Origin of the sequence: Pseudomonas sp. PSKL.D1, assembly GCF_028898945.1 — a bacterium.
GTDB lineage: Bacteria > Pseudomonadota > Gammaproteobacteria > Pseudomonadales > Pseudomonadaceae > Aquipseudomonas.
In genome coordinates this window covers 2,167,711-2,182,145 of sequence record NZ_CP118607.1, presented here as the reverse complement: position 1 = coordinate 2,182,145, position 14,435 = coordinate 2,167,711, and the positions used below count along the sequence as shown (strand labels likewise).

The window sequence follows — 14,435 nt, the reverse complement described above, 5'->3', positions numbered from 1 at the left end:
GGCTTTGCCGGTCAGCTCCCGCTCAGGCCAACTTTCAACAGTGCGCCATCCTTGTCATCGGTAAGCACATACAGGTAGCCGTCGGGCCCCACCCTGACGTCACGGATACGCGCCTTCAGGTCACCCAGCAAGCGTTCTTCGTGCACGATCTTGTCGCCATCAAGCTGCAACCGAATCACCTCCTGTGTGGCCAGCGCGCCAATGAACAGGTTGTGGTCCCAGGCCTTGAAGGTGGGGCTGTCATAGAACGCCATACCGCTGATGCCGGGTGACTTTTCCCACACATGATGGGGGTTGACCATGCCATCGACCTGTTTGCCCTTGGCCTCGGGGATGGGCAGCAGCGAATAATTGATGCCATGCGTGGCAACCGGCCAGCCATAGTTCTTGCCCGGTTGCGGGATGTTGATCTCGTCACCGCCGCGCGGGCCGTGCTCGTGGGTCCAGAGTTTGCCGGTCCATGGGTTCAGCGCCGCGCCTTGCTGGTTGCGGTGGCCGAATGACCAGATTTCCGGGCGTACGTTAGCCTTGCCAACGAAGGGGTTGTCCTTCGGCACCTCACCGTCCGGCAGGATGCGTACAATTTTGCCCTGAAGCTTGTCCAGGTCCTGGGCCGTTGGCCGCTGGTTGTTTTCACCCAGGGCAATGAACAGGTAGCCCTCCCGGTCAAACACCAGCCGCGAGCCGAAGTGGTTGCCCACCGACAGCTTGGGCTGCTGGCGGAAGATCACGGTGAAGTTCTCCAGCCGCGCACGGTCCTGGGACAACTGCCCCCGGCCGACCGCCGTGCCGGCCTTGCCATCGCTGCCTTCCTCGGCAAACGACAAATAAACCATTCGGTCCTTGCCGAACTCAGGGGACAGCACCACGTCGAGCAAACCACCCTGCCCCTCAGCCCAGACCTTGGGCACCCCGCTGATGGGCGGGCCGACCTTGCCTTCGGCATTGACCAGCCGCAGGTTGCCACTGCGCTCGGTGACCAGCATGTCCCTGCCCCCCGGCAAAAACGCCAGCGCCCACGGGTTGCGCAGGCCGTCGGCAACGGTGCTGACGGTCAGTTGCCCCTCCTCGCTCGGGTACTGCTTTTCGGAAGCCGCTTGCGCCACAAGCGGCAGCAAGGCGGCAGCGGCAAGGGTGGTCAGCCAGGTAGCTCGGGTCATGCAGAGTTCCTTTCAGTGCGGGCTCAAGGTACACGCTGGGTATCGCGCGGCGGCCGGGTGGGTTCCAGGTTCGGGGTTTGCTGCTGACGCCGCAGGTTGTCACCATTGCCGATGCCGCGGTTGTCCAGGCTGGGCGTGCGGTGAATCGGCTCGGTAGACGGGCCCCGTACGGGTGGGGTAGCGGGCATGCTGCCTTGGCGGCTGTTGGGGTTGGCGCGCTGGATGGGGCTGTTGTACGGGTTGTTGTTGCTGGCGGCGAGTTGCAGCGGTTGCACGGGCGCAGCCTGCACCGGAAGGCACAGCAACAGGCTGATGGCCAGCATTGGCAATTTCGGGTTCATGCTTCACCTCCTGTACGAAAAGGCGCGCCTTGTGCGTTGGATAGCCTAAGGCGCGAGGGGTTCGCGGCAAAAGAGTGAATGCGATTCCTGATGTTTCAGTATGGCCGATCGACCTTGTGCCGTGCGGCGTAGAGGCACAGCATTTCCATGGCCAACGTGGCGCCGGCCAGTGCGGTAATGTCGGCATGGTCGTAGGCCGGCGCCACTTCCACCAGGTCCATGCCCACCAGGTTGATGCCGCGCAAGCCGCCAAGGATCTCCAGCGCCTGCACCGTGCTCAGCCCGCCACACACCGGCGTGCCGGTGCCTGGCGCGTAGGCAGGGTCAAGGCAGTCGATGTCGAAGGTCAGGTACACCGGCCGTTCGCCGACGCGCTGGCGGACCGCGGCAATGATGGCCTCGGTGCCCTGGCGGTGCACTTGGCGGGCATCGAGGATGGCAAAGCCCTGGCTGTCGTCATTGGTGGTGCGCAGGCCGATCTGCACCGAACAGGACGGGTCCACCAAGCCTTCGCGGGCGGCGTGCCAGAACATGGTGCCGTGGTCAATGCGCTTGCCTTCCTCGTCCGGCCAGGTGTCGCTGTGGGCGTCGAAGTGGATCAGTGCCAGCGGGCCATGGCGGCGGGCATGGGCTTTGAGCAGCGGGTAACTGATGAAATGGTCGCCACCCAGCGTGAGCATGGCGCAACCGGCCTCGAGTATGTGCTCTGCGTGGGCCTCGATGCTGTCGGGTACCGACTGCGGCGTGCCACTGTCGAAGGCGCAGTCGCCATAGTCGATCACGGCAAGGTGGTCGAACGGGTCGAACGCCCACGGCCAATGGCGGGCCCAGGCCTGCTGCACCGACGCGGCGCGAATCGCCCGCGGCCCGAAGCGCGCGCCCGGGCGGTTGCTGGTGGCCGTGTCAAACGGCACACCGCTGACCACCACGTCCACACCGCGCAGGTCGCGGCTGTAACGCCGGCGGGAGAAACTGGTGATGCCGGCGTAGGTGCTTTCGGCGGCGGTGCCATACAGGCTGTCGCGGGTGATGGCCTGGTCGTTGCTGAAGGCTTGCTCCACGGTTTGGCTCCTTTCTGGTTATTGACGGGTACGGAAGGCAGTCCACAACCGGTTGCGCTGACGCAGGTCGGACAGCGCCATGCTGCGGTCGGCATACAGGCGCTCACGCACACTGCCCGGCGGGTAGATATCCGGGTCGTTGCGCACGGCGTCATCGACCATCGGGGTTGCGGCCTGATTGGCGTTGGCAAAGAACAAGGTGTTGGTCAGTGCGGCAACGGATTCTGGTTTGAGCATGAAGGCGATGAATGCCCGGGCTGCTTCGGGGTGCGGCGCGTCCTTGGGGATGACCAGGTTGTCCTGCCACACCAGGGTGCCTTCGCGCGGGATGCGGTAGATAAGCTCGAACGGCTTGCCCGCGCGGCGGGCCTGGTCGGCGGCCATGGCGGCATCACCGTTGTAGGTCAGGGCCAGGCACACGCTGCCGTTGGCCAGGTCGCTGATTTGCCGGCCGTTGGCGACGTAGCTGATCGAGGGCTGCAGTTGGCTCAGCAGGGCCTGCGCCGCCGTGAGGTCGGCCTTGTTCTGGCTGTATGGGTCTTTGCCCAGGTAATTGAGGGCCAGGCCGATGACCTCCTGGGGGGAGTCGGGCATGGCGATGCCGCAATCTTTCAGGCGGCTGGCGTATTCGGGTTTGAACAACAGGTCCAGGCTGTCGAGGGGCACATCACCCAGCCGCTGGCGCACAGCCTCCACATTCACCGCCAGGCCCAGCGTGCCCCAGGTGTAGGGCACCGCATAGCGGTTGCCGGGGTCGGCCTCGGCCAGCTTGGCCAGCAGGTCTTTGTCGAGGTTGGCGTAGCCGGGCATACCCTGGGCATCCAGTGGCTGCAGCGCATTGGCCTTGAGCGCCCGGGCCAGCACGGTGGACGATGGCACCACCACGTCGTAGCCACTGCCGCCGGTAAGCAGTTTGGTTTCCAGCACTTCAGTGGTGTCAAAGGTGTCGTAGCGCACCTTGTATCCGGTTTCGCGCTCGAAGCGTTGGAGCGTTTGCGGGGCAACGTAGTCAGCCCAACTGTACAGATTCACGAATTTTTCTTCGGCCTGCAGCGGCAAGGCCAGAATCAGCGGCAACAGGCACAACGATCTACGCATGACGGCACCTCGGCAAATGGGTGGATGCCGCCAGCATGCCAGCCGGGTTACATTGCAAGAATGGCAACTTTTGAAAGCTGACATTCATCAGGAGCAATGTGATGCTCGGACAACTGCATGACCCTGACCTGCACCTGCTGCGGCTGTTCGTCACTGTAGTCGAGGCCGGTGGCTTCAGCGCCGCGCAGGGCGTGGCCGGGCTAAGCCAGCCCACCATCAGCCAGCGCATGGCGCAGTTGGAGGCGCGCTTGGGTTATCGCCTGTGCAGCCGTGGCAAAGGCGGGTTTCGCCTGACAGAAAAGGGCGAATTGCTGCTGCAGGCAACCCGCGGCCTGCTGCTGAACATCGAACAGTTTCGCCAGCAGGCCAACGGCGTGGGCGGGCGTTTGCTGGGCACGGTTCGCGTCGGCATGGCGGAAAGCCAGGACACCAGCGTGAGCCTGCGCCTGGCCCGCGCCATTGCCCGTTTTCGTGAACGGGATGAAGCCGTGCAACTGGAGCTGATCAGTGCGCCGCCCGCGGAACTGGAGCGGTTGTTGCTGGAGCAGCGCCTGGATTACGCCATCAGCTACTTCTCCGGCAACCAGGCAGCGTTTGACTACCAACCCTTGTTCGAAGAGCGTCAACGGCTGTACTGCGGTAAAGAGCACCCATTGTTCCGTGCTGACGAAGTGACGCACAAGCAGTTGCTGGAGGCCGACCAGGTGCGCCATCCGTACCGTTTTCTCAAAGGGGGGGAGCCCTTCCAGAGCCAGCGCTGCCTGGCGACGGCCGAGCAGATCGAGAGTGTGCTGACGTTCATTCTGTCAGGGCGGCATATCGGCTTTCTGCCGTGCCACTGCGCAGCCCCTTGGGAGGCACAGGGCCAGTTGCGGGCGCTGGACCCGCAACTGGACTTCACCGTGCCCTTTACACTGGCCCGGCACCGAGGGCGGGAACCGGGCGAGGCGCAACGGGCGTTCGTGGAAGATGTGCTGTGGGCGTTTACCCCCGCCTCTACGTGCCCTGCCCGATCAGCACCCCATCAACCTCCTGCCCGTACAGATTGACCCCGTCATCGGCGTGGAACTTCACGCGTGTCTTCTCGATGGAGCCCTCCACCAGCCGCGGGTCCTGCGGCCGTTCATGGCGGTTCAGCCAGGCCGCCACATCCCACGCTTGTTGGTCACTGAGGCTGCCTGGCCTGCCCAGGGGCATGTTGTACTTGATGAAAGACGCGGCAGTGTTGATCCGGTGCATGCCGGCGCCCCAGTTGTAAGAATCCTTACCCCACAACGGCGGCATTACATAGTCGCCGGCCACTTTCTGCCCTTCGCCGTTGGCGCCGTGGCAAATCGCACATTGCTCACGGTAAACCTGCTGGCCCCGCTTGAAGTCATAACCGCCTTCGGGCTGTGCCACCTCAGGGTAGCCACGCCCTGCTATCGCCACTCCCGTAGGTGCGCTTGCCGAAAGCCAGTAGGCATAAGCTGAAAGCGCTGTCATCTGCGGGCTATCGGCCGCCGGTGGCTTGCCGTTCATGCTGAACTGGAAACAACCCTGAATGCGTTCGGCGTAGGTGTTGACCTTGTCATTTTTCTTTCGATACGCCGGGTACATCGGGTATGCCCCCCACAGGGGCGCCGAATGTGCCTGGCGCCCCTGGTCAAGATGGCAGTTGCTGCAGTTCATGCCGTTGCCCACGGCTTCAGGCATGAGCCGCCGGGTATCAACGAAAAGCGCGTGGCCCTCACGGACCATCTTGCCGAAGGCGTTATCGGGCAATTCGCTTTCGGCCGGGGGGTTGAAGCGAGGGGCAGCCCGGGCAGCGGGGGCATTCAGTTGGGACTGGTCTTCCATCACAATCGGCGTGGCATGTGCGCTGCCCATGGCCATCAGCAAGCCAAGTGGCGCCAGAACTCTCATGGCTGTGCCTCCACGCTGACAGGTTTGGCGAAGAACTCGGCAATTGCCTTGATCTCATCGTCAGTCATGGCCTTGGCCACGCCGACCATCAGCTGGTTGGGGTCGTTGCTGCGGCTACCGTTTCGCCAGCCATTGAGTTGCGCCATCAGGTATACGGCGGGTTGCCCGGCCAATGGCGGAAAATGCTCACCGATACCACCGCCGCCCGGCCCGTGGCATTGCACACACCCGGGAATCTGTCGGCTCCAGTCGCCATACAGGGCCAGGCGAGTAATGGCATCGGTCGCCATCTGCTGGCGGTGGATGGCGGGCACCGGGTCAGCGGGCAGGCTCGCCAGATAGGCACTGACTGCCGTGATTTCCTGATCCGTCAGGGCTGCTGCCAGTGGCCCCATGACCGGCTGCTTGCGGGTGCCGGCCCGCCAGTCGTGCAGTTGCTTGCTGAGGTAACCGGCAGGCAAGCCGGCCAAACGAGGGAAACCTGCGGCGGCAATGCCTTTGCCGTCCGGCCCATGGCAGCCCAGGCAGGCCATGGCGGCGGGGTCGGCCCCACCCTGGGTGAACACTTTCTGGCCATCGGCAGCATGCACCGTTGGCCAGGCCAGGATCAGCAGACTGCCGATCACGACGCGGCTCAAAGAGGACATCACGAATCTCCATTTCTTTTGTTATAAGCTTAAGCCTAAAAAACATAAGCAAATGGATACTAGCCCTGTAGGGCAATTCGCAATTTGAGCCAGGTCAACTGCCGGAGATGCACTCGGTGGCCACCGTGCGCACATCGCCCAGGCGCAGGGGGAAGTTGTTGAGGCGCTCATGCAGCTTGATGCTGCTGCCGCTGCCACGCTTGTCAATGTCCACCAGCGCTGCCGGGCCGGCACCCGAGGTCAGTTTTTGCGGCACGATCAGGCGCAGGCCGTTTTCGCCAAGCTGCTCTTCCACCAGCGGGTCTCGCGTATCCGCCAAGCCTTGCTTGACACAATCGGCATACTCGCGCGGCGTCTTGCCAGACATCACATCCAGGGTCTCGCGGGACTGCTCCAGCTCTGAAACACTCACACAGCCACCCAGCGTTACCAAGGCCAACGCCGCTACCATCGACTTCATCTGCAGCACCTCTGCTATCACGAACCTGCTAGGACAACGAAAAGGCGTTTTTGCTCCGTGGTTTGGCGGATTTATCTACCCGCGCGCCATCACGCCCGGCAGTGCATGGTGACATCGTGGTATCGTTCGCCTTTGCTGAACCCAACCTTGCGGGGCCCCCCATGAAATTCATTCACCAGCGCGAGCACTTGAACGAGGACGACATTGTCGTGATCGAGTGTTCTCAGCGCTGCAACATCCGCCTGATGAACGACGCCAACTTCCGCAGCTTCAAGAACGGCGGCCGGCACACCTACCACGGTGGCCACTTCGAGCGCTTCCCAGCCAAGATCACCGTGCCCAGCACCGGCTTCTGGAACATCACCATCGATACCGTGACCACCCGGCCGATTTCGGTAACGCGCAAGCCTGCGCTCACCCACAAGATCAAAATCGTACGCCGCTCTTCGTCGAAACTCGGATAACCCCCGCCATGACCAACACCAAATACGTCATCAAGTACAAACTCGACGGCCAGCGCCGCTGGGACTTCGCCGTGATGCCCGATGCGTCTCTGGAACAGGCGCTCGATGCCCTGCGCAAGATCCACGGCGAAGACGCCGACAAGATCAGCGACATCCAGGTCAGTAAAGCCCTGTAAAAGCCCCAAGGAGCAGCGCATGAGCAACTGGCCCGACCGTCGACTTCTCGATCTGCTGGGCATCCAGTTGCCCATCCTCCAGGCGCCCATGGCAGGCGCCAGCGGCTCGGCCATGGCCATTGCCGTAGCTCGGGCCGGTGGCCTGGGCGCCCTGCCCTGCGCCATGCTTACCGGTGAACAGGTACGTGGCGAGATCGAAGTGTTTCGCGCCGCCTGCCCAGGGCTGCCACTGAACCTCAATTTCTTCTGCCACCAGCCGCCTGCGCCCGACCCTGAACGTGAAGGCCGCTGGAAGCAGGCGCTGAAGCGGTATTACACGGAAGTGGGTGCCGACTTCGACGCCCCTACTCCGGTTTCCAACCGCGCCCCTTTCGATGAGCAAAGCTGCCAACTGGTAGAGGATGTGCGCCCTGAAGTGGTGAGCTTCCATTTTGGCCTGCCCGATGCCGCGCTGCTGCAGCGCGTCAAGGCGACGGGCGCCAAGGTGCTGTCCAGCGCCACCACCGTGGAAGAAGCCGTTTGGCTGCAAGCCCACGGCTGCGATGCAATCATCGCCATGGGAGTTGAGGCCGGCGGCCATCGTGGCATGTTCCTCAGCGACGACATCACCACACAGATTGGCACCTTCGCCCTGGTGCCGCAGGTTGCCGACGCCGTGCAGTTACCGGTCATTGCCGCCGGAGGCATCGCTGACCACCGTGGCTTGATCGCCGCGTTGGCACTGGGGGCCAGCGCAGTGCAGATCGGCACCGCCTACCTGTTCTGCCCCGAATCCAGGGTATCGCCGGCGCATCGGCATGCGCTGGCCACCGCTGCGGCCAGCGACACGGCATTGACCAACCTGTTCACCGGCAGGCCGGCACGCGGCATCAACAACCGCATCATGCGCGAACTGGGCCCCATGAGTGACCTGGCGCCACGCTTCCCGCTGGCAGGCGGTGCCCTCATGCCGCTGCGGGCCATTACCGACCCGCAAGGCAACGCCGATTTTAGCAATTTGTGGGCCGGCCAGGCCCTGCGGCTGGGCAAACAGCTGCCCGCCGAGCAACTGACGCGGGAGATCGCACGGCAGGCTCTGGCACGGGTTGGCTGCTGAAACGCTTACCCTGCAGCCCCCCCTTCCAGACCAGTGGCTTATCGCTATATAGTTCACGACATAACGATAACCACCGAGGAGCTGTCTTCATGCGTATCCGCCTGTCCCACCTGGCCATCACCGCCCTGGCTAGCCTTGTCACCCTCAACAGCGCCTGGGCAGACGAGGTTCAGGTCGCGGTCGCCGCGAACTTCACCGCGCCGATCCAGGCCATCGCCAAAGACTTCGAGAAAGACACCGGCCACAAGCTGGTCGCCGCTTACGGCGCCACCGGCCAGTTCTACGCGCAGATCAAGAACGGTGCGCCCTTCGAAGTGTTCCTGGCGGCCGACGACAGCACCCCAGCCAAGCTGGAGCAGGAAAAAGAAATCGTCCCGGGTTCGCGCTTCACCTACGCCATCGGTACCTTGGCGCTGTGGTCGGCGAAAGAAGGCTATGTCGACGACAAAGGCGAAGTGCTGAAGAAAAACGCTTACCAGCACCTGTCCATCGCCAACCCCAAAGCCGCGCCTTATGGCCTGGCCGCTACCCAGGTACTGGACAAGCTGAAGCTAACCGACGCCACCAAGGGCAAGATTGTCGAAGGCCAGAACATCACCCAGGCGTTCCAGTTCGTCTCTACCGGCAACGCTGAGCTGGGCTTTGTTGCCCTTTCGCAGATCTACAAAGACGGCAAAGTCACCAGCGGTTCGGCCTGGATTGTACCGGCAGAACTGCATGACCCGATCAAGCAGGACGCAGTCATCCTGAACAAAGGCAAGGACAACCCGGCAGCCAAAGCCTTGGTCGATTACCTCAAAGGCCCGAAAGCCGCTGCGGTGATCAAAGCCTACGGCTACGAACTCTGATGCCACTGGATGCCAGCGACTGGGGCGCGATCTGGCTGACCCTTAAACTGGCCAGCCTGACCACGCTGATTCTGCTTGTCGTTGGCACCCCCATCGCCTGGTGGCTGGCCCGCACGCGCTCATGGCTGCGCGGGCCGATCGGTGCGGTGGTAGCGTTGCCGCTGGTGCTGCCACCGACCGTGATCGGCTTCTACCTGCTGCTGGCCCTCGGCCCACATGGCTGGCTCGGCCAGGCCACGCAAGCACTGGGCCTGGGCACCGTGGTGTTCAGCTTCACGGGGCTGGTGATCGGCTCGGTGGTGTACTCCATGCCCTTCGTGGTCCAGCCGCTGCAAAACGCCTTCGGCGCCATCGGCCAGCGCCCGCTGGAGGTTGCCGCCACCCTGCGCGCCAGCCCGTGGGACACCTTCATCCATGTGGTGCTGCCACTGGCCCGCCCCGGCTTCATCACGGCCAGCATCCTCGGCTTTGCCCACACCGTGGGTGAGTTCGGCGTGGTGCTGATGATCGGCGGCAACATCCCTGACAAGACCCGCGTGGTTTCAGTGCAGATCTTCGACCACGTCGAGGCCATGGAATATGCCCAGGCCCATTGGCTGGCCGGGGCCATGCTGGTGTTCTCGTTCGTGGTGCTGCTGTTGCTGTATGCCGGGCGCCGCGGCAAAGCGGGCTGGAGTTGATATGACGGCATCGATCGTGGCGCGCTTGAAGCTGGCGCGTGATGACTTCACCCTGGATGTGGACCTGCAACTGCCCGGCCGTGGCATCAGCGCGCTGTTCGGCCATTCGGGGTCGGGCAAAACGTCCTGCCTGCGTTGCCTGGCCGGCCTGGAGCGGGCGGCCAGCGCGTACATCGAGGTTAACGGTGAGGTCTGGGAGGACAGCGCCAACGGGTTTTTCCAGCCTCCGCACCTGCGCCCGGTGGGATATGTCTTCCAGGAGGCCAGCCTGTTCCCGCACCTGTCGGTGCGCGGCAATCTGGAGTTCGGCTGGCGGCGCATCGCGGCGAGCGAGCGCAAAGTCAGCCTTGAGCAAGCCTGCCAGCTGCTGGGTATCGGCCATTTGCTCGCACGCAAGCCGGCCACTCTGTCTGGCGGCGAAGCGCAGCGTGTTGGCATCGCTCGGGCCTTGCTCAGCAGCCCGCGGTTGTTGCTGATGGACGAACCGCTGGCGGCACTGGACGGCCCACGCAAGCGCGAAATCCTGCCTTACCTTGAGCGCTTGCATGACGAACTGGACATCCCCGTGGTGTACGTAAGCCATGCCCAGGACGAAGTGGCACGGCTGGCCGACCATCTTGTGCTGCTGGAACAAGGCTGTGCCATGGCCAGCGGGCCGATTGGCGAAACCCTGGCGCGCCTTGACCTTTCGCTGGCTCAGGGCGAAGACGCCGGTGTGGTGTTCGAAGGCCTGGTAGTCGGCCACGACCCACATTACGACCTGCTCGACCTGCGCCTGCCAGGCAGCGAAGCGGCTGTACTCAGAATTGCCCACCCGGCCCACAGCATGGGCAGCACCTTGCGGGTCAAGGTCCAGGCCCGCGATGTCAGCCTGGCGTTGTCGGCCGACAGCACTTCCAGCATCCTCAACCGGCTGCCGGTACGTGTGCGCGAAACCCGCCCTGCGGACAACCCGGCCCATGTGCTGGTCAGCCTGGACGCTGGCGGCAACGCGTTGCTGGCTCGCGTTACGCGCTTTTCGGCCGACCAACTCGGCCTGCACGCGGGCCAGGCGCTGTACGCGCAAATCAAATCGGTGGCGCTGTTGGGCTGAGCATCCCGCGATTGGCTGTTGTCCATTGATCAGTAACCTGATCGAGGCCAGCCGCCAATGCTCGACTGCCCATTGCCCCCAACCCTGCACTACGTTGATGACAGCCAGCCCGGCCTGACCCGCCGCCGCTGGCGGGATCGCTTCATCTACCTCGATGCTGACGGGCAGCGTATCCGCGACAGCGAAACGCTGGCACGGATTGCCGCATTGGTAATCCCGCCGGCTTACACCGATGTGTGGATCTGCGCCGACCCGCAAGGCCACCTGCAAGCCACCGGCCGCGATGCCCGCGGGCGCAAACAGTACCGCTATCACCCGCAATGGCGCGAGTTGCGCGACGGGCACAAATACAGCCGCATGCTGGCCTTTGCCCAGGCCCTGCCCAAGCTGCGTGCGCAGTTGGAGCAGCACCTTGCCCGGCCCGGCCTGGACCGGGAAAAAGTCATGGCACTGGTGGTGAGCCTGCTGGACCACACGCTCATTCGCATCGGCAACCAGCGTTACCTGCGCGACAACCAGTCCTACGGCCTGACCACCCTGCGCAACCGCCACGTGAAAGTCGAAGGCAGCACGGTGCGCTTCCAGTTCCGTGGCAAGCGTGGGGTGGAACACAATGTGACCTTGCGCGACCGCCGCCTGGCCAACCTGCTCAAGCGCTGCATGGAGCTGCCGGGCCAGGCGCTGTTCCAGTACCTGGACGACGACGGCCAACGGCACAGCATTGGCTCCAGTGAAGTGAACCAGTTCCTGCAGCAACTGACCGGCGCCGACTTTACCGCCAAGGATTACCGCACCTGGGCCGGCAGCAGCCTGGCGTTAAGCCTGCTCAAACCCTTGGCCTGGGAGCCAGAGAGCGAAGCCAAACGCCAGGTTGCGGCCATCGTCAAACAGGTGGCCTCGCGGCTGGGCAACACCCCTGCTGTCTGCCGGCGGTGCTACATTCACCCGGCAGTCATCGAGCACTATGCGCTGGGGCGCCTTGCCGAACTGCCGGGGCGAAGGGTGCGCAAGGGGCTGGACCCTGAGGAGGTGGCGTTGCTGTTGTTTCTGCAAGCCCTTGAGGAAACGGCGGCTGATTGATACCGACTATCCACGCCATCATGCACAGAAATTTCCCTTACAGGCCGAAGCCCCCTATTCTTGCCACCGAGCACCTTCGCCGATACGTTTAGTGCGTACTGACTTCGGCACCTGCAACTAAAGACACGCAACAGAATTTGTCTTTCAGGGAATTACTATCCGCCGAAAGCGTCTTTAATGAGAAGGAAGAGGGACAAGCTCCCACCGATAAGGCATTCTGACCTGTCGGATTTCTACATCACCAAGGAGAACTACATGCTGATACTCACCCGTAAGGTTGGCGAAAGCATCGTCATCAACGATGACATCAAAGTCACCATTCTGGGCGTTAAAGGGATGCAGGTGAGGATTGGCATCGATGCACCGAAAGATGTGCAGGTGCACCGTGAGGAAATCTTCAAACGTATCCAGGCCGGCTCCCCGGCACCGGAAAAGTCCGGCGATCAACACTGAACCAGGCAACTCGTTCCAGGCCGCACGGATGCGCTTGAGCGAGGCTGGCCTGCTGGACCTTACATGTTCAGCAGTTCGCGCACTTTGCTGATCATCTGATCCATGTCGAACGGCTTTTCGAATACGGCGGCGAACAGCTCGGGGCGTCCTTGGCTGGCCTGGGCGCCGCTCATGAGGATGACCGGCAAATCCGCCAGCTCCAACTCCTTGCGAATGGCCATCACCAGCTCCTCACCATTGAGCACTGGCATCATGTAGTCGGTGATCACCAGCTCCACGCGCTTTTCTTTCAACGCATCCAGGGCTTTGCGCCCGTTGCTTGCCTTCTCCACCAAAAAACCTTCGTCCTCCAGGGCAAAGCCCAGGATATCGGCGATCAGATACTCGTCATCGACGATGAGGATGGTGTTCATGAGGTGGCCATGCTCACCCGCCTCCTTGCGGCACCGGTGTACCCGAGAGTACGCCACAGGCGCCCTCGAATGCTTTTGACAGGCTGATGCCGTGCGGGCCGATGTGCAACGCATGCAAGGCCGGGTCATGCTGGCTGTCGCGCACTTTGAGAATCGATAGCATGCGCCGTAGCTGCGAATCCAGCTCGACAAAGCGCATCAGCATCAGGTTATCGACGATGCTCGACAAATCCGGCGCCGGGGCCGTGATTTCCGAGCCGAAGATGTCGCGCATTTCCCAAGTGAGCATGACGCTGACATCACGGGCGCGAAGTTCGCCTGCCAGCGCGCGGAAGAACGCATTGAGCCGCGCGGGGTCGACCGCCAGGCGGCTGAACGCACCCAGGCTGTCGATCAGCACCCGCTTGCTGCCTAGTTGCTCCACACGCGCCAGCAAGCGCGCACCTACCTGGTCCAGCAGGCCCTCGGTGGTGGGCTGCCAGCACAACTGCAGCGCGCCCTCCCGTTCGAGCCGCTCAAAGTCGTAGCCCAACGATGCAGCCTTGAGCCTCAGCCGTGCCGGTGTTTCATAAAAGCCGAAATGCAGGCCTGGTGCCTCAGCGCTCGAGGCCCCCAGAAACGCCAAGCCCAAAGACGTCTTGCCGATGCCCGATGGCCCCATCAACAGGCTGACGGAGCCGGTGGCCAGCCCACCGCCCAGCATTTCATCCAGCGTCGCGACCCCGGTGGAGACTTTGTGCAAACTTGCCGAACCCAGTTGGCTGGGGTGGCTGTACAACGATTCCAGGCGCGGGTAGACGTGCATCCCCGCTTCATCGATCAGGCATTCGTGGCGGCCGGACAACGCCCCGCTACCGCGTGTTTTGCGCAGTTGCACATGACGCACCGCACGGCTGCCGACCAACTGCTCGCCCAACTCGACCACCCCGTCGACCATGGTGTGCTCGGGGCTGCCTTCATCCAGCCGCGCGCTGGTGAGCAACAACACGGTGCAGCCGGCAAACGCTGCATGGCCTTGCAGTTCTGAAACGAACTTCTTGGTATCCAGCGTCGTTTCGGCACGCACCCGGGCATTGAGCACACCGTCGACTATCAGCAAGGTTGCTTGCTGGCGGCCGATTTCCTGGCGCAACAACTTGACCACTGCCTCCAGGCCTTCCTGCTCCAGGGTATCGAACGCGCTGACGAATTGAATCTGGTCACCGACCAGTGTCGGGTCGAAAAAGTCCAAAGTCGCCAGGTACTGGAACAAGCGCTCGTGCGATTCACTGAGCAAGGTGGCCACCAGCACCCGGCCGCCATCACGCACATGGTTGCTGGCCAACTGGTTGGCAAGGATGGTCTTGCCTGCACCGGGCGCCCCCTGAATGATGTAGGAGGCGCCTGCCACCAGGCCGCCCTTGAGCAGCGCATCGAGCCCTTCGATACCTGTCAACAGCCGCTTCAGTGCCTGAACCATA

General features: G+C 63.0%; 18 protein-coding genes. 9 read left to right on the top strand and 9 right to left on the bottom strand.

Features of this window, described 5'->3' with window-relative positions:
• Positions 1 to 11: 11 nt before the first annotated feature.
• The 4 genes from PVV54_RS09785 to PVV54_RS09770 all read right to left on the bottom strand — a co-directional run bounded on the left by PVV54_RS09785 (position 12) and on the right by PVV54_RS09770 (position 3,660).
• A complete protein-coding gene (locus PVV54_RS09785) occupies positions 12 to 1,160 on the bottom strand; it encodes a PQQ-dependent sugar dehydrogenase (protein WP_274909726.1) in 1,149 nt (382 codons plus the stop codon).
• 23 nt (positions 1,161 to 1,183) lie between these two features.
• Positions 1,184 to 1,501 carry a hypothetical protein gene (locus PVV54_RS09780; protein WP_274909725.1) on the bottom strand — a complete coding sequence of 106 codons (318 nt, stop codon included), beginning with the start codon at positions 1,499 to 1,501 and terminating at the stop codon, positions 1,184 to 1,186.
• Between the two features lie 95 nt (positions 1,502 to 1,596).
• Positions 1,597 to 2,562: an agmatinase gene (gene speB / locus PVV54_RS09775; protein ID WP_274909724.1), complete on the bottom strand. Its 966-nt coding sequence runs from the start codon at positions 2,560 to 2,562 to the stop codon at positions 1,597 to 1,599.
• Positions 2,563 to 2,580: 18 nt separating this feature from the next.
• Positions 2,581 to 3,660 carry an extracellular solute-binding protein gene (locus PVV54_RS09770; protein WP_274909723.1) on the bottom strand — a complete coding sequence of 360 codons (1,080 nt, stop codon included), beginning with the start codon at positions 3,658 to 3,660 and terminating at the stop codon, positions 2,581 to 2,583.
• Between the two features lie 101 nt (positions 3,661 to 3,761).
• On the opposite strand from PVV54_RS09770, the gene PVV54_RS09765 reads away from it, so the two are divergent.
• Positions 3,762 to 4,709 (top strand): LysR family transcriptional regulator, encoded by a 948-nt coding sequence (locus PVV54_RS09765; protein ID WP_274909722.1) that lies wholly within the window; start codon positions 3,762 to 3,764, stop codon positions 4,707 to 4,709.
• Here the strand turns inward: PVV54_RS09765 and PVV54_RS09760 are convergent.
• The 3 genes from PVV54_RS09760 to PVV54_RS09750 all read right to left on the bottom strand — a co-directional run bounded on the left by PVV54_RS09760 (position 4,657) and on the right by PVV54_RS09750 (position 6,672).
• Positions 4,657 to 5,565, bottom strand: a complete 909-nt coding sequence (locus tag PVV54_RS09760; protein WP_274909721.1) for a c-type cytochrome — start codon at positions 5,563 to 5,565, stop codon at positions 4,657 to 4,659. The genes PVV54_RS09765 and PVV54_RS09760 overlap by 53 nt on opposite strands.
• Positions 5,562 to 6,212 carry a c-type cytochrome gene (locus tag PVV54_RS09755; protein WP_274909720.1) on the bottom strand — a complete coding sequence of 217 codons (651 nt, stop codon included), beginning with the start codon at positions 6,210 to 6,212 and terminating at the stop codon, positions 5,562 to 5,564. The genes PVV54_RS09760 and PVV54_RS09755 overlap by 4 nt, the downstream gene beginning before the upstream one ends.
• Positions 6,213 to 6,306: 94 nt before the next feature.
• Positions 6,307 to 6,672, bottom strand: coding sequence for a hypothetical protein (locus PVV54_RS09750; protein WP_274909719.1), 366 nt, complete (start codon positions 6,670 to 6,672; stop codon positions 6,307 to 6,309).
• Positions 6,673 to 6,833: 161 nt separating this feature from the next.
• On the opposite strand from PVV54_RS09750, the gene PVV54_RS09745 reads away from it, so the two are divergent.
• From PVV54_RS09745 to csrA, 8 genes are all read left to right on the top strand, one after another.
• Complete coding sequence (locus PVV54_RS09745) at positions 6,834 to 7,136, top strand: DUF1883 domain-containing protein (RefSeq protein WP_274909718.1); 303 nt, start codon at positions 6,834 to 6,836, stop codon at positions 7,134 to 7,136.
• A gap of 8 nt (positions 7,137 to 7,144) precedes the next feature.
• On the top strand, positions 7,145 to 7,312 hold the full coding sequence (locus PVV54_RS09740) for a hypothetical protein (RefSeq protein ID WP_274909717.1): 168 nt from the start codon (positions 7,145 to 7,147) through the stop codon (positions 7,310 to 7,312).
• A 19-nt stretch (positions 7,313 to 7,331) separates the two neighbouring features.
• A complete protein-coding gene (locus PVV54_RS09735) occupies positions 7,332 to 8,408 on the top strand; it encodes an NAD(P)H-dependent flavin oxidoreductase (RefSeq protein ID WP_274909716.1) in 1,077 nt (358 codons plus the stop codon).
• An 89-nt stretch (positions 8,409 to 8,497) separates the two neighbouring features.
• The gene (gene modA, locus PVV54_RS09730) at positions 8,498 to 9,256 is read left to right on the top strand and encodes a molybdate ABC transporter substrate-binding protein (protein ID WP_274909715.1); all 759 of its coding nucleotides are present in this window, start codon (positions 8,498 to 8,500) and stop codon (positions 9,254 to 9,256) included.
• A complete protein-coding gene (gene modB / locus PVV54_RS09725) occupies positions 9,256 to 9,936 on the top strand; it encodes a molybdate ABC transporter permease subunit (RefSeq protein ID WP_274909714.1) in 681 nt (226 codons plus the stop codon). Before modA ends, modB begins: the two co-directional genes overlap by 1 nt.
• Before the next feature lies 1 nt (position 9,937).
• Complete coding sequence (gene modC / locus PVV54_RS09720) at positions 9,938 to 11,029, top strand: molybdenum ABC transporter ATP-binding protein (protein WP_274909713.1); 1,092 nt, start codon at positions 9,938 to 9,940, stop codon at positions 11,027 to 11,029.
• Positions 11,030 to 11,086: 57 nt separating this feature from the next.
• Positions 11,087 to 12,109: a DNA topoisomerase IB gene (locus PVV54_RS09715; RefSeq protein ID WP_274909712.1), complete on the top strand. Its 1,023-nt coding sequence runs from the start codon at positions 11,087 to 11,089 to the stop codon at positions 12,107 to 12,109.
• 255 nt (positions 12,110 to 12,364) lie between these two features.
• Positions 12,365 to 12,562, top strand: coding sequence for a carbon storage regulator CsrA (gene csrA, locus PVV54_RS09710; RefSeq protein WP_274909711.1), 198 nt, complete (start codon positions 12,365 to 12,367; stop codon positions 12,560 to 12,562).
• 59 nt (positions 12,563 to 12,621) lie between these two features.
• Here the strand turns inward: csrA and PVV54_RS09705 are convergent, their stop codons facing one another.
• Entirely contained in the window at positions 12,622 to 12,975 is a 354-nt protein-coding gene (locus PVV54_RS09705; RefSeq protein WP_274909709.1) for a response regulator, read from the bottom strand.
• A gap of 13 nt (positions 12,976 to 12,988) precedes the next feature.
• On the bottom strand, positions 12,989 to 14,434 hold the full coding sequence (locus PVV54_RS09700; RefSeq protein WP_274909708.1) for an ATPase domain-containing protein: 1,446 nt from the start codon (positions 14,432 to 14,434) through the stop codon (positions 12,989 to 12,991).
• Between the last annotated feature and the right edge of the window lies 1 nt (position 14,435).